This is a genomic window from Anaerolineae bacterium, assembly GCA_011176535.1.
Taxonomy (GTDB): Bacteria; Chloroflexota; Anaerolineae; order Anaerolineales; family DRMV01; genus DUEP01.
This window is the reverse complement of the sequence record DUEP01000044.1, coordinates 1-17,043: the sequence shown is the minus strand read 5'-3', so window position 1 is coordinate 17,043 and position 17,043 is coordinate 1. Positions and strand designations below refer to the sequence as shown.

Below are 17,043 nucleotides of genomic sequence, written 5' to 3'. Positions count from 1 at the left end.
CTATGGGCAGGGCGGGGTAAAAAAAGTGTAAAAAATTCACGCTGCCGGCTCGAAAAGATAACCTACACCCCGCACAGTGCGCAAAAAACGCGGATGTTCGGGATCGGGTTCGATTTTCTGGCGCAATCGGCCAATGTACACCCGCAGGTATTCGGTCTCCCGCCCGTATCCCGGCCCCCAGACATGTTGCAGAATGTCCTGGTGGGCAAGCACCTGCCCGGCATGGCTCATGAGATAGGCCAGCAGGTTGAATTCGATGGGGGTCAACTCCACGGGGCGGCCCTCCACCATGACCTGCCGCCGAAGGGGGTCGAGCACAATAGGGCCAAAGGCCAGCGTCTTGGTAGGTGTGGGGGCCTCGGCCCAGCGGGCGCGGCGCAGCACGGCCTTCACCCGGGCCAGCAGTTCACCCACGCCAAAGGGTTTGGTCAGATAGTCGTCGGCACCCAGGTTGAGCGCCTGGATTTTGTCAGCCTCTTCCCCCAGGGCGGAGAGGATGATGATGGGCACCGTGGAAGTTTGCCGGATCCGGCGAATGGTCTCCAGGCCATCCATGTGGGGCATCATGATGTCTAGGATGACCAGATCCACCAGGTGCGCCTGGAGGGTTTCCAGGGCCTCCAGGCCATTGGCCGCCGTATAGACGCGATAGCCGCGGATGTCCAGGTTGCGCTGCACGAAGTCGCGGATGGGCTTTTCGTCATCCACCACCAACACCGCGATAGGGTTACTGGGTAGGGCCATGGTCGTTCACCTCCAGGGGGAGCGAGAAGGCGATGCAGGTGCCCTGCGCACGGGGCTCCAGCCAGATGCGCCCGCCGTGGGCTTCGATGAAGCCGCGGGCGATGGCCAGCCCCAGACCCACGCCGGAGCGCGAGCCGTTGGCCCGCGGTTCGGCGCGATAGAAACTATCGAAAATGTGGGGGGCGTGTTCGGCCGGTATGCCCGGCCCCTGGTCGATGACGCGGACGATGACCCGATCCTCCTGCCGTTGGATGCTGACGGTGATGGGGTCCTCGGGATGCAGGCTGTATTTGACCGCGTTTTCCAGCAGGTTGCGCAGGGCTACTTCGATGCGCCGGGCGTCCACGGGGACGGGGAGCAGATCATCAGGGGCTTCCACAATCAGCCTTTCGGGCTTCAGGTCGGGCACCAGGTGGCTGGCCCGTCGCACCAGGGCCAGCAGGTCCGTGGGTTTGCGGTCGACTTTCAGGGCGCCGCCTTCGATGCGTGAGAGGTCGAGCAGGTCGTTGATGAGTTGGGACAGCCGATCGGTCTCCTCGGAGATGTGCTGCAGGAATTCGCGCTGGGTTTCCGGGTCCCATTGGACATCGTCGGCCAGCAGGGAGGTGGCGTACCCCTTGATCGACGCCAGCGGGGTGCGCAGTTCGTGGGAGACGGTGGAAATCAGGCTGGACTTCATGCGATCCACTTCCCGATCGGCGGTGACATCTTGCCAGATCAGCCCGCGTCCGATGAAGTGCCCTTGCAAATCGGTGACCTGGAACACCTGAACGCGATAGTGTTCGATGTGGCCGCCCAGGCGCAAGGAGAGTTCGCAGGCGCCTTCCTGATGCGTTTCGAGCAAGGAGAGCAGGCACGCCTGGGCTTTTTCCGGCTCGGTGGCCCGCCGGGTGATGCGCGTCACCACCTGGGCTACGGGGGTGCCCAACAGGTCTTCGTGGGCCAGTTCACTCACAAGGGTGATGCGGCGGTTGGCATAAAGCACCCGGCCTTCCAAGTCCTCCAAAATGAGGCCCTCGTTGAGGGACTGAATCAGGGCCTCCAGCCGGTGCGTTTGCTCCCGCAGGCGCATATCGGAGCGGGCGTAGAGGGCGGCGTTTTCGATGGCCATGGCCGCGTGGTTGGCAAAGGAGGAAAGGATGGACAGTTCTTGCTCGGTGAACTCGTGTGGCTCAGGATAGTAGGCCACCAGAGCGGCCGGGGGGGCGTGTTGGGTTTTCAGGGGCATGACCACCAGGGCCCGGTACCCCTCGGCGCGGGCGCGGGGGAGGAGATGCACGAATGAGGGGTCTCGTTCCGTGTCGGTAATGTACACCGGATGGCCCGTGCGCATGGCGCGCATGGTGGGCGAGCCGGGGTGGTCGGGGGAAACGACCAGACGAGCGGCGTAACTTGGGGAGAGCCCCCGGCTGGCGCGGGCGACGAAGTGGCCTTCTTTTTCGTCCCAGACCAGGATGGCGCATTTCTCAATGCCCAAGAGCCGCTCCACCTCGGCCAGGATTCGCTCCAGCACCGTGGGCAGGTCCAGGGAAGAGACGACCGCCGCGCTGGTTTCCAGGAGGGTGTGGAGTTCCGAAAGGCGCTGGCGGATGTCCTGTTCCAGGCGCTGAAGCGTGCGGGCCAGGTGGCCGATCTGGTCGTTGCGCATAGCCAACCCAGTCACCATCGCAAAAGACGCTGCCTTTTCCGGGAGCGATTGCCCGATTTGACGGCTGTATCGAGCCAAGGCTTCCAGAGGACGCAGGAGCAAATAGGTCAGCGTGAGCCAGAACAACGCGCCCAGCAGAGCAAAGGCAGCGATGCCCAGCACCACGCCCTGGTGGAAAGCCTGCGTGGTGGCAAAGGCGCTGGCCGTGGTGCGGGAGACCACCACCCCCCATCCTGCGCTGGGGATGGGCACATAACTGTACAGGCGCTCGACGCCGTCGGGACCGGTGTAGACCAGCGAGCCCTCTTGGCGGGCAAGCACAGCCTCCACAAGATGGGGCATTTGCAGGTAGAAACTCTGCAACAGGTGGCCGGGCTCGGAATGGGCAATGATTTGCCCCCCGTTGTCCACGATGAGCACCTGAAAGCCCTCTTCCAGCCGATGTCCTTCGGCGATGCGGGCCAGGGTCCAACTCAGGGATTCCAGGCGGATGTTGACGCCCACCAGCCCGAGGAAGGCGTCATGGTTGCGCAGGGGCATGACGGCGGTGGCCACGGGCTCCTGGGTGGTGGGGGAGATGCGCCCCAAAGAGAGGAAAGGCAACTCGGAGCGGCGGGCGCGTTGAAAATAGGGACGGAAGGCGAAGTTCACCCCCACGGTCGAGCCGGGCCCTTCGGGATAATGGTAGCGCATCTCGCCCTGGCTGTCCAACCGGTAAATCAGGCTAGCCTCGGGGCGGGCGAGGTAAAAGTTTGCGAAGGCCTCGGCCATGCCCGGCTGCACGGCGTCGCGCACGGCGGGCTGCTTGCCCAGGGTCTGCACGGCCTGCAGAATGGTACCCAGGGTGATGTTCGTTTCCTGGGCGATGGCGCGGGCCAGGGAGAGGTCGGCGGCCTGGACATCGGCCTGCAGGCGTTCACGGGCCAGACGATCGGCGCTCACGGCGGCCATGAGAAAAGGCAGCATGAAGACCAGATAGGCCACTAGGAGTTGGAGGGCCAGGTCTTGCCAGAAGCGAAATTGGGGTGGGGGTGAGCGCCATTGCTTCATGGACTTCATGCGAAATCGATGGTCGCAAAGCCAGCCAGCACGCGCGCCATATGACGGGCGTGTTTTAGGTAAAGGTCAACGCGGATGTTTTCGTTGGGCGCGTGGGTGTTGCTGCCCGGGTAGCCCAGGCCGGCTGTGGCGATGGGCACGCCCAGATAGTGGGCAAAGGCATAGCCCGGGCCTGAGCCACCCACCATGGGCACCTTTTGCATAGGCACGCCGTACACCGGCTCGGCGGTTTGCACCACCAGGTTCACAAAGGGGTGATCGGGATCGGTCTTCACCGGTGGCTCACCGCCCAGGTAGGCGATCTGGACATCTTCGAAGCCGTGGGCGTCCAGGTGCTCCCGCAGTTGTCGAAGCACATCCTCGGGCATCTGGTCGGGCACCAGGCGGAAGTCCACCTTGGCCACGGCGCGGGCGGGAAGCACGGTCTTGCTGCCCGGCCCCTGGTACCCGCTGGTCAGGCCGCAGATAGTGCAGGTAGGCTCAAAGACCTCGGCCTGACGCAGAGCCACGCCTCCGGTCAGCCCCTTCAGGAACTCGCGCACCCCGTAACGCTGGCGGTACTCCTCGGCCACATCGGGCAACTGGGCCAGCAATTCCAGGTCGCGCGGCGACGGTGGGCGCACCTTGTCGTAGAAACCGGGCAGACGGATACGCTCGTCCGGGCCTTTGAGGGTATTCAGCGCCCACACCAATCGCCAGGCGGCGTTGGGAAAGATGGAGCCGCCCAGCCCGGAGTGGACATCGGTGGCTGCCGTCTCCACGCTCAGTTCCACATAGCAGATGCCGCGCATGCCCAGGTACTCCATGGGCACATCGCGGTAATCCACGCCGCCGAACTCCCAAATGCAGGCGTCGGCGGCCAGCATCTCCCGATGCTCCTGGATGAAATCGTGCAGGTGCAGGCTGCTGGTCTCCTCCTCGCCCTCGATGACGAACTTGACATTGCAAGGCAACTCGCCATCAGCGGCCAGCAGGGCGTCGATGGCGAACAGGCGGGCTACCAGGTGCCCCTTGTCGTCGCTCACGCCCCGGGCGTAGAGTTTGCCGTCGCGCAAGGTCGGCTCGAAGGGGGGCGTCTCCCACAGTTCCAGCGGTTCGGGGGGCTGCACATCGTAGTGATTGTAAAAGAGCAGGGTGCGGTCACGGCGGCGCCCCTCGCGCTCGGCGAAGACTACCGGTGCGCCCTCAGTGGCGAAAATGTCCACGCGGAAGCCGCGCCGACGGAGCATCCCGGCCACCATTTCGGTGGTTTCCTCCAGACCTATGCCTTGCGCCGAGATGCTGGGCTGAGCGCACAGATGGCTGAGTTCGTCCAGGCTTTCGTCCAGATGGGTTTCCAGATAGGTGTCTACGGCTTGCATGCCACACCTCCAGGGGGTCAAGGCGCTATCCAGCGATCCACCAGGGGGATGGACCAGGCGCCGGCCAGGGCGATGAGGGTCAGTTTGAGCCATTTGCCCAAAAAGCACCAGAACAGGAAACGACTCAGGGGCATCCGCAACGCGCCGGCGGCGATGCCGGCGAGGTCCATGAGGGGCAGCGGAAGAAAAGCCAGCAGGAAGATGAGCAGCGCCGCGCTACGCTTGTGTTGCATCCAGCGGCGCAGACGGGCGAAGGTGGCTCTGTCCTCCACGATAGCCTGGCCGGTGTAACCGGCCAGATAGCCGGTGAGTTCGCCCAAGGCGGCTCCCACGGCGGCTACCAGGGCCACCAGCCAGGGGGAGAGCACAGCCCCCATGGTGAAGGGGAGCACCAGGCTGGGCGCGGGGAAAATCACCGTGGCGTTGCTCAGCAGGGTCACCAGAAACACGCCCAGGTAGCCCAGGCTGCTTAGGGCGATGATAGCGGTGCGATGCAGGTAAATCCACACGCTCAGCGCCAGGATGAGCAGCAGAGCCAGGATGCGGATGACGGTTTCGCCAGGGGATGGCGGGGAGTCGTTCATCAGGCCGCGAGCAAGTGGTGAATCCGGGCGATGACCATGTCCAGGGCCACTTCGTTGAACCCGCCTTCGGGGATGATGACATCGGCGTACCGTTTGGAGGGCTCGACGAATTCCAGGTGCATAGGCCGTACCGTGTGCAGGTACTGCTCGATGACTGATTCCACCGTGCGACCGCGCTCCTGAATGTCCCGCCGCAGCCGCCGGATGAAACGGATGTCGGCATCGGTGTCAACGAAGATTTTCACATCGAAAAGTTCGCGCAGTTCGGGCTCGACGAAGATGAGGATGCCTTCCACGAGGATAATGGGGCGCGGTTCCACCCGCACGGTCTGTTTGGTGCGGCTGTGGGAGGTGAAATCGTATACCGGTCGCTCGATGGTCTGGCCCCGTTTGAGCGCCTGAATGTGGGTGACGAGCAGGGAGGTTTCTAGCGAGTCGGGATGGTCGTAGTTGACCAGCGCCCGTTCCTCGGGGGAGAGGTGACTGTGGTCTTTGTAGTACGCGTCGTGGGGGAGGTAGGCGATTTTATCGGGTCCGACCCGGCGCAAAATTTCCTGGGCCACCGTGGTTTTCCCCGATCCGGTGCCCCCGGCGATCCCGATGACGATGGGGGTCTGGGCAGGCATGGGTGTATTATACCGGATTATGCTAAAATTGAGACGGCGTAGAAAAATCCCTGTCCCATCTTTTTCACCATCCCTATTGCCAAAGGAAGAAACAATGTTGCGCGCTTTGCTCATCTACCTTTCCCGCGCCCCTTGGGCGCAACGCCTGGTGACCCGCTGGCCGCTGGCCTGGCGGGTGGCCTCCCGGTTCGTCGCCGGTGATCGGTTGGAAGATGCCCTGCGCGTGATTAAAACCTTCAATGCTCAGGGCATTTTTGTTACCCTTGACCATCTGGGGGAGGCGACGACCAACCCCCAGGAAGCCACCAACGCCACCCAGGCCATCCTGGACATGCTTGATGCCATCCACCATGAGAGGGTGCAGGCCAATGCCTCCATCAAACTTACCCAGATTGGCCTGGCGCTGGACCGGGAGATGTGCACCGGGAATCTGCGAACGATTTTGCGCAAGGCCAAAGGGTACGGCATCATGGTGCGCATCGACATGGAGGACTCCCCCTGGGTGGATGCCACGCTGGAACTCTACGAGCAGATGCTGGCCGAGGGGCTGGATAATGTGGGGGTGGTGATCCAGTCTTATCTCTACCGCAGCGAGCAGGATGTGCGCCGGCTGATGCAACGCGCCACTCGGGTGCGCCTGGTCAAAGGGGCCTACAAGGAGCCGCCGGAGATTGCCTACCCCAGGAAGCGGGATGTGGATGCCAACTTCGACCGCCTGACCCGCATGCTCATTGAGGGTGCCCTGGCGCATGACGCGCCGGAAGTCTCCGAGGATGGCCGCGTGCCGCCCATCCCGGCCATCGCCTCGCATGATGAAAACCGGATCGCCTATGCCATCGAAGCCGCCAAAGCGCTGGGGTTGCCCAAACGGGCTATCGAGTTCCAGATACTCTACGGCATCCGTCGAGACCTGCAACGGCGACTGGCCGCCGAGGGATACCCGGTGCGCATCTATGTCCCCTACGGCACCGAATGGTACCCTTACTTCATGCGGCGTCTGGCTGAGCGCCCGGCTAACCTCTGGTTCTTTGTGAGCAACCTGTTTCGAAAATAACAGACTCTTTGGGCTCCTCAACCCTCAAAGGGGAGATCTGTGGTCAGAAAAGCCTCCCCTGGAGTGTCTGGTAGGGCGCGATACAGGCGGGGTCGTCCACCTGGGGGTTGTTCACCTGCGGCGAGACGGGGTAACCGCGCATGGCTTCGGCGGGATAGGGGCGTAGCAGGGGCTGCAGGTCCTGAGGCTGCGCTTCGTCAGGCCGCAACCAGGCGGCGTAATCCTCAGGGCGCAGGATGGCGGGCATGCGGGGATGCACTGCCGCCACGACCTCGTTGGCCGGGACGGTGATGATGGTGCAGGTGGGCACCTCCGAGCCGTCGGAAGAGAGCCAGGTCTCCCACAGCCCGGCGAAGGCGAAAGGCCGTCCGTCGCTTAGGGTGAAGCGCCAGGGGAGCCTGGGCGTCGGGCCTTTCTTCTGGGGCCACTCGTAGAACCCGTCGGCCAGGATGAGGCAACGTTGTAACGTGGCTGGATGATCGCAGGCACATTGAACTGGGGGAAAGCGGCTTGCAGTTGTTCGCCGTTCAGCGTCAAAGTAAACCGTCCACACATCGTCGCACCTCAAGCTACCTGACGACTTGACACCTGACCCTTTGACACCTGGCACTTCATAGTAAAATCGTACCACGATGCTGGCCCAGGTGGAACGGTTCGCCCGAGAAGTATGCGGTTTACGGCCCGACGAGCCGGTCGTGGTGGCCGTCTCCGGCGGGCCGGACAGCCTCTGCCTGCTGGATGTGCTTCACCGCCTGGGTTATCCCCTGGTGGTGGCCCATTTCCATCATGGTCTGCGGCCCGAAGCGGAGCAGGAGATGGCCGTGGTGGAGGCCGAAGCGCGGCGGCGAGGGCTGCCTTTTTTCTTCAAGCGAGGCGATGTGCGGGCGGTGAGCGGGCGCTCGCTGGAAGACGCCGCGCGGCACCTGCGTTACACCTTTCTTTTTCGCGTAGCCAGATCCACACAAGCCCAAGCCATCGCCACTGGTCACACCCTCAACGACCAAGCTGAAACCCTCCTACTCCACCTCATCCACGGCAGCGGCAGCACAGGCATCCGAGGAATGCAACCCCGCACCCTCACGCCCTGGAGCGAACACATCCCTTTGGTGCGACCCTTGCTCCAGGTGACCCGCCACGAGACGGTGGCCTACTGCCGGGAACACGGTTTACCTACCCAAGAGGACCCCACTAACCGCGACCCGGCCTACACCCCGCGCAACTTCCTCCGTTGGGAGGTGTTGCCCCGCTTGACTTACATCAACCCGCGCGCGGCAGAGGCGCTGGCGCGCGCAGCGGACATCCTGGCCGCCGAAGACGCCTACCTGGAAAGTCAACTCGACCGCTGGTGGGCGCAATACGCCCGCGGAGCAGGGGAGGCCATCCGGCTGGACCGCGCGGCTTTACTGGCCCTCCCGCTGGCGCTGCAACGCCGCGCCCTGCGACGAGCCGGCCAGGGGCGGGCCGACTTCGCCGCTGTGGAGCGCGCGCTGGCCTTGGCCCGGCGTCCCGGTGGCCCACCGCACCCCTGGTTCGGAGGGCTGGCCCTCTGGGTGGAGCGGGAGGCTCTGTGGATCGCGCCCCAGGAGGCCCCGCCTGCAGCCGACGCCCCCCAGGTACGCCGGGAGACCGCGCTGGCCCCCGGCGAAACGATCCCCCTGGAGGGCGAATGGGTCTTGCAAGCGTCGGAGGCCTTGCCTGCAGACGCCGCACAGGAAGCCTGGAAGGTGCGCCGCCTCACGGTGTGGGAGATCTGGCTGGACGCGGAGCGGGTGACCTGGCCCCTGAGGGTGACCACGCCCCGCCCGGGCCTGCGCATGGCCCCTTTGGGCATGGGTGGCCATACGCGCAAGGTGAGCGACCTGCTCGGCGAGGCCGGCGTCCCTTGGCGGCTGCGGGCCCGCTGGCCGGTGGTCATCTCGGAGGAGGACGTGGTCTGGCTCCCCGGCGTGCGGCTCTCCCACACGGTGCGCGTCACCGCAGCCACCCGTCAGGTGGTGCGGTTGTCCATACAGCGCGAAAAAGGGACCCTGAACGCAGGAAGACATCATCTCGCTTGAGAGGAGTGTTGGTCCATGGGACTGTTTCGGCGCAAGAAGAAACCCAACCGCTTTCTGGAACTGCTCATGCAACAGGCCAGTCTGACGGTCGAGGGCATGGAAATGCTGCGGCGTTATGTGCGGGAACCCAGCGTGGAGTTGGCCGAGAGGTTGCGCCGCATCGAAAAAGAAGCCGACGAGGTGCGCCGCATCCTTATTGACGAACTCAACCGCACTTTCGTCACCCCCTTCGACCGGGAGGATATCTTCGCCCTTTCCCTCACCGTGGACGATGTACTGGATTATGCCTACACCACGGTGGACGAAATGGAGATCTTCGACGCCCAGCCTAACGAATACATCCGAAGGATGGTGGACCTGCTGGCCGACGCGGCTACCGAGATTCTCCGCGGCATCGAGCGCCTGGACGGCCACCCTAATGTGGCCAACGAGCACGCGGTGCGGGCCAAAGCCCTGGAAAACCGCGTGGAAGGGGTATACCGGGAGGCGTTGGCCGACCTCTTCGTCGCCCCCAAGACCTTGGACGATGTGATGAACATCCTCAAACTACGGGAGATTTACCGTCACCTGTCCAACGCCGCGGACCGGGGCGATGAGGCGGCCAATGTCATTGGCGACATCGTGGTCAAATGGTTGTAAAGGGCAACCTTACGCCAGCAGGTTCTCGGCGCATGCCGCGGCAAAGGGATAGTGGAAAGGCCGCCCCTGGTACACCTCCAGCGCCCCGATGATACCGTACACCACGGCCACCACCGGCAACGCGGAAAAGAACAGGGCAAAGGGCACGCAGAGCAGGCCGATGAGCAGGCTCAACAACGCGCCGGTGAGGCCCCAAAACAACGCGGCCAGCGCGCCGCCCGCCACCACGGTCAGCGCCTGAAACAGCAAGGCCTGCAGACTGTGGAAGGCCACTTCTTTGGAGCGCTCCCGATAGGCGAAGTAGAGCACCGCGGGGACGGCAAGCGCCAGCAACGGCAGGGCCAGGTGAAGCAACACGCTCAGGTGAGCCACCATGCTCAGGTTGCGCTCCTCCTGCGGACTGAGCCGCGGCACCTCGGGGGAAGGCTGCTGCACACCCATGACTTTTCCTCCTTCTGGATCAGGTAGGGCCTTCTGCTCGACCTCGTTCGGAAAAAGTGTACCCCATTTTCCTCCCCCAGAAAAGAACAAACCCCTCACCGTAGGGTGTGGGGTTTGTCTCCGGTTGGCCTCCGCTCCGCGTCAGGCGGAGGCTTGCTGCTTCTTCACCTTTTTCTTCTTCTTGGGTCGAGACTTGCCATACGAGCCGCGCCAAATCTTGCCGCGGCGGGTGCGGCGGTCGCCTTTACCCATGAAGCACCTCCTGGCGTGGAATGGATGTCCCCTGAGGGGGCCGGCGCAACCGGTGGGCTAATTCTACCGAAAAAAGACGACCGTCCCGGTGGGAACGGTCGTCGGCTGGTGGAGATGGCGGGAATCGAACCCGCGTCCGGAAGGTTCGGCCCTCGGACTTCTACGAGCGTAGTCGGTCGTGGCTCTCGGCCGGGGCCCTACGACCGACAGAAGGGCATCCCGGCCCAGCCGCTGGTCTTACGCACGGGTCGCGGCCCACCCGTGCGGCACCCCGACTTTGTCGCGCCCGGTCCACCCCGGTCGGGGGGCGGGGTGGGCGGACGTGGCCTCGCTTCTCAGGAGACCAGTTGCCCTATCCGTGCTGCATCAGGCAGCAACGGGGAGGGCAGCAACATTCGTGCTGTTGGCACTTATCTTTTTGCGCCTGTTTTACGAGGCGACGCACCTCGGCTCGCCGTCCGGGACCTGTCGCCTTCCGTCGAAGCCTTTCATCCCCACGATGTTAAAGTGCCGTGGACGCTCTTATTATACCATGGGGACCGTAAGAAAAGTGTTAGAATTCGCCATGCGGACCTCACCCTGACGTCCCAGTCCCCGGAACCTGCGGGCCCACCCCGGATCCCAAAGGGGAGCGCCGCTCCAAAATCCGGCACCGATCCCATCGGTTTGGAGGTGTTTCCTCGTGGACCAAGCCCAACGCAAGGCGCTGCTGGCCTTTTTGGGCCAGTTCGTCACCGAGCATAAACGGCGTAAGATGGCCGAAGCCCTGGCCTGGCGCACGCGTTATGTCACCATCGCCCTGGAAGACATTTACCAGCCGCAAAACGCCAGCGCCACGCTGCGCACCTGCGACGCCCTGGGCGTGCAGGATGTGTACATCATCGAGAACTGGAACCCTTACCGCGTGAACCCTGATGTGGCCCTGGGGGCGCACAAGTGGGTCACCCTGTACCGTTTCCGCGACCCACGACGCGACGAGCAAAGCCTGCAGGCCCTGCGGGAGATGCCGGAGGAGTTCCCCGCCACGGCGGCCGCCATGGAAGCGTTGCGCCAGAGGGGGTATCGCCTGGTGGCCACTTCACCCCATGTGCAGGCCTGGGGCCTGGAGGATATCCCTTTCGACCGCCCGCTGGCCTTCCTCTATGGCAACGAACGCGAAGGACTCAGCCCCTACGCCCTGGAGCACGCCGACGCCTACCTGCGCCTGCCCATGTACGGCTTCGTGGAAAGTTACAACATCTCGGTCAGCGTGGCCATCACCCTGGCCTATGTGGTGGAGAAGCTGCACCGGCTGGAGGTGCCCTGGCGGTTGAGCGAGACGGAGCGCGACGAACTGCTCCTGACCTGGTATCGCCACACTATCGACCGGGCGGAGCGGCTGGAGCAGGCCTTTCTGCGTGGGCAAGCAGGGCAGAGAAACAAAAACACCCCGACTTGAGTCGGGGCCAGGCTGGGGGCGGAGGACTCGAACCTCCACATACGGATCCAGAGTCCGCTGTCCTGCCGATTAGACGAGCCCCCAGTGCGCGGCAGATTGTACCACAACCCCCAGGCCCCGTCAACGAAAAACGGGGCTTTCCGCAGGAGGAACCCATGCCCCCTTCAATGGCCGATGTTCCCGCGCGGCCTGCACCCGGCGAGGCAGTGCAGCGCGCCGTGGAGAGGCTGGCCCACACCCTCGCCCTGGTCGGGGTGTTCGCCATGGCTGCCCGCCTGGTGATGGACGGCGACACCTTCTGGCACCTGCGGGCCGGCGCCTGGATCTGGGCCCACCGCACCCTGCCCTGGGTGGACCGTTTTTCCTACACCCGCCTGGGCCACCCCTGGCACTACCCCGGCTGGCCGGTGGAGTTGCTCATGTTGGGCCTGTACCGGCTGGGGGGGCTGGCGGCGCTCTTCCTGTGGATGGCGCTCATGGTCACAGCGGCCTACACTCTGCTCTGGCCCGTGCTGCGCGGCGGCCCCTGGGTGCGGGCGGGCGTGGTGTTGCTTTCGGCGGCCACGGCCGGGCTTTACTGGGCCGCACGGCCCTATCTGGTTACCTTCGTGGGCGCTGCCCTCTTCCTCTGGGCCCTGGAAGGCTACCGGCTGGGCCGGTCGCCCCGCCGGCTGGCGGCACTGCCCCTCTGGATGATCCTCTGGGCCAACGGGCACGGGGGGTTCATCATGGGCTTTGCCCTGTGGGGGGCGTATGCCCTGCCTGCGTGGCTGCGCTGGCTTGGGCCGTGCATGAAACTCCGCCGGGGGTGTTCCCCCTTCCCCTGGGCGCTCACCCTCACCGGCCCCGGCCTCCTCATCGCCTCCCTGCTCAATCCCTACGGCCCCGAAATCCTGGGCTATCCCTTCCGCACCTTAGGCATGGATGCCCTGCGCCAGATCGCCGAGTGGCAGTCACCGGATTTCCACCAGGCGCAGACCTGGCCATTCCTGGCCATGGTGCTCCTGCTCTTCCTCGCCCTGGGCGCCTCCCGCCGTCCCCTGGCCGGGGAGCATGCCCTGCTGCTGGTGGGGCTGGGCGGCCTGGCCTTCCTGGCGGTGCGCAATGTGGCCCTCTTCGCCCTGGGCGCTTCCCTGCCCCTGGCCGCCCACGCCGACGAGGCCCTATCCCCGCTGCGGGCTGCCTGGGCGACGCGCTTCCCGCGCTCCGCCCAGGCACGCCCCCGGCCGGCCCTCAACGCCGCGCTGACGGCCCTTTTCCTCCTTCTGGCCCTGCTGCGCGCGGCCCTGCTCTGGAACGCCCCGGCGCTGGACAAGGCCCTGCGGCAGGCCTTCCCCGTGGAGGCGGTGGCCTACCTGAAAAAGGCGCGCCCGCCCGGACGGCTGTTCAACAGTTACAACATGGGCGCCTACCTGCTCTGGGCGCTGCCTGAGTACCCCGTCTTCGCCGACGGGCGCACGGACCTCTACGGCGACGCGATCCTCGATCAATGGTTCCGGGTGGCGCGGGCCGAGCCGGGCTGGCAGCAGGTGCTCGACCGCTGGGGAGTCAACCTGGTGCTCATCGAGCCGCAGGCTCCCATCGCCCGGGTGTTGCCTTATGCGGGCTGGTGCACGCTGTTCCGAGACGAGAGGAGCGTGGTGTTGGGCAGGGGGAAGGGGTGTGATTTGTAGGTCGTGAGGCGTGAGGTGTCGGCGGAAGGGGGGATGCGCGGGTTATGGCGTCGGGGTGAGCCAGAGGACCCCGGCGAGGGCAGGTGAGGGTCGGCGTGTCGTCGGGGGAGGGGGTGAAGCCGGCGTTGCTCCTGGGGATTGGCCTGTTTGACCGCGGCGTACAGCGCCTGCAGGAAGGCCGGCGGCGAGAAGGTCACATTGTCCACGCGAAAGCCGTCCACCCCGTTGGTGATGTCGCCGTCCAGGTTCAGCCAGAAGAGGGCCGACTGGACGAGATAATCCACCACGGCGAGGTTGTAGTGGTTGAAGCGGGGCATGGCCGGAGAGCCGCCAAAGGTGGCGTAGGTGGTGCGGGCGTCGTTGGTCCAGACGAACCAGTCGCTGTAGGGCGAGGCCGGGTTGCCGTAAGCATCCCGGAAGAAGAGGTGCTCCCGCGAGAAGTGGGAGGGGACGAAGTCGAGGATGACCCGCATCCCGCGCTCGTGGGTGGCCTGCACCAGGCGCTGCAGGTCCTCTAAGGTGCCGTAGTCGGGGTTCACGGCGCGAAAGTCAGTCACATCGTAGCCGTGCACCGAGGGCAAGGGGTAGATGGGCATGTGCTAGAGCACCTCCACGCCCAGGCGCTGCAGATAGTCCAGCCGCTGGGTTATGCCGTTGAGATCACCGATGCCGTCGCCGTCGGGGTGGGGGAGGAGCCAGAGGTGGTGGCTGTGCCCGTGGGGGTCAGCCCAGTCCTGGGGGTCCGGCAACCCAGGACAACACCCAGGATCAGCACCACGCCCCAGAGCAGTAGGCTAAGCCCAAGGGTGGTGTGCCGCTTCCTCGTTGTTGTCTACACTGCGGAATGATGGTAAGATGGGACAAGGATACCATGGAGGTGCAGGTCGTATGACGATGAAGTTCTTGCGCAAGGCCGAGGAACGCCTGCTCCAGCGTGAACGGCAGGCGCTGGCTGCCTTACGGGAAGCGTTGCTGGAACTGGGGCTGCCCAAAGCGGAGCGGCAGGCCCTGGAGGATTCCCTGCTGCAGTTGGACGATTTCTTCCTGCTGGTGGTGGTGGGGGAGTTCAACGCGGGCAAAAGCGCGCTGATCAACGCGCTGCTGGGCAAAACGGTGCTCAAGGAAGGCGTCACGCCCACCACGACCCAGGTGCAGGTGCTGCGCTACGGCGAGGCGCGGGAAACGCGGCCCTTGGGCGAGCATCTGCTGGAGATCACCGCGCCGGTGGCCCTGTTGCAGGAACTGAGCATCGTGGACACGCCGGGCACCAACGCCATCATTCGCGAACACGAAATGCTCACTAACCGCTTCGTGCCGCGGGCCGATCTGGTGCTCTTCGTCACCTCGGCGGACCGCCCCTTCAGCGAGAGCGAGCGGGCCTTCATGGAGCAAATTCGTGCCTGGGGCAAGAAGATCGTGGTGGTGCTCAACAAAGTGGACCTGCTGGAAGGCGAGGCGGCCCTGAAGGAGGTGCTGCATTTCATCCGCGAAAACGCCCAGGCCATGCTGGGCTTCCGCCCGGAAATCTTCCCCCTGAGCGCCAGGCAGGCCCTCAAAGGGAATCGCGAGGGGGATCAGGCGGCCTGGGAAGCCAGCCGCTTTGCGGCCCTGGAGGCCTACTTGCAGGAGACCTTGGACCAGCGCGAGCGGGTGCGACTGAAGTTGCTCAACCCGCTGGGGGTGGGGCTGCGTCTGGCTCAGGATAATCTGGCCCAGTTGCGTCGCCAGGCCGAGGTGCTGGCCGACGACCTGCGAGTCATCGAGGGGGTGGAGCGCCAGTTGCAGGTGTATCAGGAAGACATGGCCCGCGGCTTCGACCTGCGCATGGCCGAGATCGACAACCTGTTGCTCGACCTGGAGCAACGCGCGCGGGATTACTTCGAGGAGACCATCCGCCTGGGCCGAGTGATGGACCTCGTGCGCAAGGAGCGTATCCAACGGGAGTTCCGCGAGGTGGTCATCAGCGACCTGCCGGAGCAGATCGAAGGGCGGGTAAACGGCGTCATTGACTGGCTGGTGGAGGCGCAACTGCGGCAGTGGCAGGCGGTAGACGAGCACCTCAAGGCCCACCGGGAGAAGTACCGCGGGCAGATGCTGGGCGGCGAACTGCGGGAGACCTTTCGCTACGACCGGGAGCGGCTCATGGAGAGCGTGGCGCAGCGGGCGCGGCAGATCGTGGCGCGGTACGACCGCGACCAGGAGGCACGCAAACTGGCCGAGGATACCCAGGCAGCGGTAGCGGCGGCGGCCGCCATTCAGGTCGGCGCGGTGGGGCTGGGCGCGTTGGTGACCACCCTGGCGACCACGGTGACCGCCGATGTGACAGGCATCGCCCTGGCGGGGGTGATGGCCGCGTTGGGGCTGTTCATCATCCCGGCGCGGCGGAGGCAGGCCGTGGCCGAGATGCACCGCAAGGTCGCCCACCTGCGCGAGACCCTCTCCCGCACCCTGCGAGAGCAATTCGAGCACGAGATGCAGCGCAGCCTGGAGGCGCTGCGCGAGGCCATGGCGCCCTACACCCGCTTCGTGCGCGCCGAACACGAGCGTACCCAGCGGCTGTTGACGGCCCTGGAGGAAAGCCAGGACGAACTGGAGCGGCTGAAGGCCGAGATCGAAGCCCTGTAGGCAAGCAGTGGAGCGACGTTACCGCTCCACTTCTTGCGATGGGCGTGTTTAGCGTAACATAGTGCGGATTTGGGCCTGAATGGCCCCGATGTTGGGCAGCACCACATAGGCCCCCTGGGGGGTGATCCAGGGGACGCCGAACTGCGGCGGGGCGAAGACCACCCCGTGCGTCCTGTCGGGGGAAAACCGGCCGGCCTGGGCCACGATGCGCACCACATCGTCCACCCCTAGGTCGGTGACTACCATCCCACGGAAAAGGGCGTACAACTCCGGCGCCCGGTGGAGGGCATCTAAGCGGAGCAGACGGCTGGCGATGGCCCGCAACACCTCCTGCTGCCGGCGGGCGCGGTCGAAATCGCTGGTCGTCTCCCGCGAGCGGGCGTACCAGAGGGCCACATCGGCGTCCATGTGCACCCATCCGGGCCCCACGCAGCGCAAATGGTCGCACAGGCGGCGGGGTACATAGACGTCAATCCCTCCTAAAGTTTCTATCAGCGCCTTAAAGCCGTGAAAGTTGACCAGGATATAGTGCTGCGGGCGCAGGCCGAAGTTGAAGGCCAGCGTCTCGGCCAGGGCGGGGAACCCGCCGAATTCCATGGCCGTGTTGATGCGGTTGACGCCGTAGCCTGGAATGCGGACATAGAGGTCACGGGGGAAGGAGGCCAAGAGGGTCTCGCCAGTTTGCGGGTCGAAGGAGACGAAGACAATAGTGTCGGTGCGGAAGTCCCAGTGACCGGGGCGCTGATCCGACCCCAACAGCAGTAGATTGATGCGCCCTGCGAGTTCGGCGATGGGCGGCACCGCCTGCGCCGGAGGGCCGAGGGGGAGGGGGGTGGGGGGGG

General features: G+C 64.9%; 17 protein-coding genes, 1 tRNA gene and 1 other RNA gene. 6 read left to right on the top strand and 13 right to left on the bottom strand.

Annotated elements, in window-relative coordinates; all coding sequences use genetic code 11:
- Positions 1 to 36: 36 nt before the first annotated feature.
- The 5 genes from G4O04_05465 to udk are packed head-to-tail and all read right to left on the bottom strand — an operon-like array spanning position 37 to position 6,022.
- Positions 37 to 744, bottom strand: coding sequence for a response regulator transcription factor (locus G4O04_05465; protein ID HEY57966.1), 708 nt, complete (start codon positions 742 to 744; stop codon positions 37 to 39).
- On the bottom strand, positions 728 to 3,442 hold the full coding sequence (locus tag G4O04_05460; protein HEY57965.1) for a GAF domain-containing protein: 2,715 nt from the start codon (positions 3,440 to 3,442) through the stop codon (positions 728 to 730). The genes G4O04_05465 and G4O04_05460 overlap by 17 nt, the downstream gene beginning before the upstream one ends.
- Positions 3,443 to 3,447: 5 nt before the next feature.
- Positions 3,448 to 4,812: a M20/M25/M40 family metallo-hydrolase gene (locus G4O04_05455; GenBank protein HEY57964.1), complete on the bottom strand. Its 1,365-nt coding sequence runs from the start codon at positions 4,810 to 4,812 to the stop codon at positions 3,448 to 3,450.
- Positions 4,813 to 4,829: 17 nt separating this feature from the next.
- The gene (locus tag G4O04_05450; protein ID HEY57963.1) at positions 4,830 to 5,396 is read right to left on the bottom strand and encodes a hypothetical protein; all 567 of its coding nucleotides are present in this window, start codon (positions 5,394 to 5,396) and stop codon (positions 4,830 to 4,832) included.
- Positions 5,396 to 6,022, bottom strand: a complete 627-nt coding sequence (gene udk, locus G4O04_05445; protein ID HEY57962.1) for a uridine kinase — start codon at positions 6,020 to 6,022, stop codon at positions 5,396 to 5,398. The genes G4O04_05450 and udk overlap by 1 nt, the downstream gene beginning before the upstream one ends.
- 94 nt (positions 6,023 to 6,116) lie before the next feature.
- On the opposite strand from udk, the gene G4O04_05440 reads away from it, so the two are divergent.
- The gene (locus G4O04_05440) at positions 6,117 to 7,076 is read left to right on the top strand and encodes a proline dehydrogenase (GenBank protein HEY57961.1); all 960 of its coding nucleotides are present in this window, start codon (positions 6,117 to 6,119) and stop codon (positions 7,074 to 7,076) included.
- Positions 7,077 to 7,119: 43 nt separating this feature from the next.
- On the opposite strand, the gene G4O04_05435 is transcribed toward G4O04_05440, so the two are convergent.
- Complete coding sequence (locus G4O04_05435; GenBank protein HEY57960.1) at positions 7,120 to 7,629, bottom strand: SOS response-associated peptidase; 510 nt, start codon at positions 7,627 to 7,629, stop codon at positions 7,120 to 7,122.
- Between the two features lie 79 nt (positions 7,630 to 7,708).
- Here G4O04_05435 and tilS point away from each other — a divergent pair, with 79 nt between their 5' ends.
- Together tilS and G4O04_05425 are read left to right on the top strand one after the other, a co-directional pair.
- Entirely contained in the window at positions 7,709 to 9,133 is a 1,425-nt protein-coding gene (tilS, locus tag G4O04_05430; GenBank protein ID HEY57959.1) for a tRNA lysidine(34) synthetase TilS, read from the top strand.
- A gap of 15 nt (positions 9,134 to 9,148) precedes the next feature.
- Positions 9,149 to 9,772 (top strand): DUF47 family protein, encoded by a 624-nt coding sequence (locus tag G4O04_05425; GenBank protein HEY57958.1) that lies wholly within the window; start codon positions 9,149 to 9,151, stop codon positions 9,770 to 9,772.
- A 9-nt stretch (positions 9,773 to 9,781) separates the two neighbouring features.
- Here G4O04_05425 and G4O04_05420 read toward each other — a convergent pair whose 3' ends face one another.
- The 3 genes from G4O04_05420 to ssrA form a co-directional block, all read right to left on the bottom strand.
- Complete coding sequence (locus G4O04_05420) at positions 9,782 to 10,213, bottom strand: DUF4870 domain-containing protein (GenBank protein ID HEY57957.1); 432 nt, start codon at positions 10,211 to 10,213, stop codon at positions 9,782 to 9,784.
- A 141-nt stretch (positions 10,214 to 10,354) separates the two neighbouring features.
- Entirely contained in the window at positions 10,355 to 10,465 is a 111-nt protein-coding gene (locus G4O04_05415; GenBank protein ID HEY57956.1) for a 30S ribosomal protein THX, read from the bottom strand.
- A gap of 106 nt (positions 10,466 to 10,571) precedes the next feature.
- Positions 10,572 to 10,961, bottom strand: a transfer-messenger RNA (tmRNA) gene (ssrA, locus tag G4O04_05410).
- 258 nt (positions 10,962 to 11,219) lie between these two features.
- Here ssrA and G4O04_05405 point away from each other — a divergent pair.
- Positions 11,220 to 11,903 carry an RNA methyltransferase gene (locus tag G4O04_05405; GenBank protein HEY57955.1) on the top strand — a complete coding sequence of 228 codons (684 nt, stop codon included), beginning with the start codon at positions 11,220 to 11,222 and terminating at the stop codon, positions 11,901 to 11,903.
- A 12-nt stretch (positions 11,904 to 11,915) separates the two neighbouring features.
- Here G4O04_05405 and G4O04_05400 read toward each other — a convergent pair.
- Positions 11,916 to 11,987 (bottom strand) — tRNA-Gln (locus G4O04_05400).
- A gap of 71 nt (positions 11,988 to 12,058) precedes the next feature.
- On the opposite strand from G4O04_05400, the gene G4O04_05395 reads away from it, so the two are divergent.
- On the top strand, positions 12,059 to 13,576 hold the full coding sequence (locus G4O04_05395; protein ID HEY57954.1) for a hypothetical protein: 1,518 nt from the start codon (positions 12,059 to 12,061) through the stop codon (positions 13,574 to 13,576).
- Here G4O04_05395 and G4O04_05390 read toward each other — a convergent pair.
- Together G4O04_05390 and G4O04_05385 are read right to left on the bottom strand one after the other, a co-directional pair.
- Positions 13,501 to 14,172, bottom strand: coding sequence for a hypothetical protein (locus G4O04_05390; protein ID HEY57953.1), 672 nt, complete (start codon positions 14,170 to 14,172; stop codon positions 13,501 to 13,503). The genes G4O04_05395 and G4O04_05390 overlap by 76 nt on opposite strands.
- 3 nt (positions 14,173 to 14,175) lie before the next feature.
- On the bottom strand, positions 14,176 to 14,325 hold the full coding sequence (locus tag G4O04_05385; protein HEY57952.1) for a hypothetical protein: 150 nt from the start codon (positions 14,323 to 14,325) through the stop codon (positions 14,176 to 14,178).
- 139 nt (positions 14,326 to 14,464) lie between these two features.
- Between G4O04_05385 and G4O04_05380 the strand changes: the two genes are divergently transcribed.
- Entirely contained in the window at positions 14,465 to 16,201 is a 1,737-nt protein-coding gene (locus tag G4O04_05380) for a GTP-binding protein (GenBank protein ID HEY57951.1), read from the top strand.
- A gap of 48 nt (positions 16,202 to 16,249) precedes the next feature.
- Here G4O04_05380 and G4O04_05375 read toward each other — a convergent pair.
- A partial coding sequence (locus tag G4O04_05375; protein HEY57950.1) for an LCP family protein occupies positions 16,250 to 17,043 on the bottom strand: 794 nt, incomplete at its 5' end.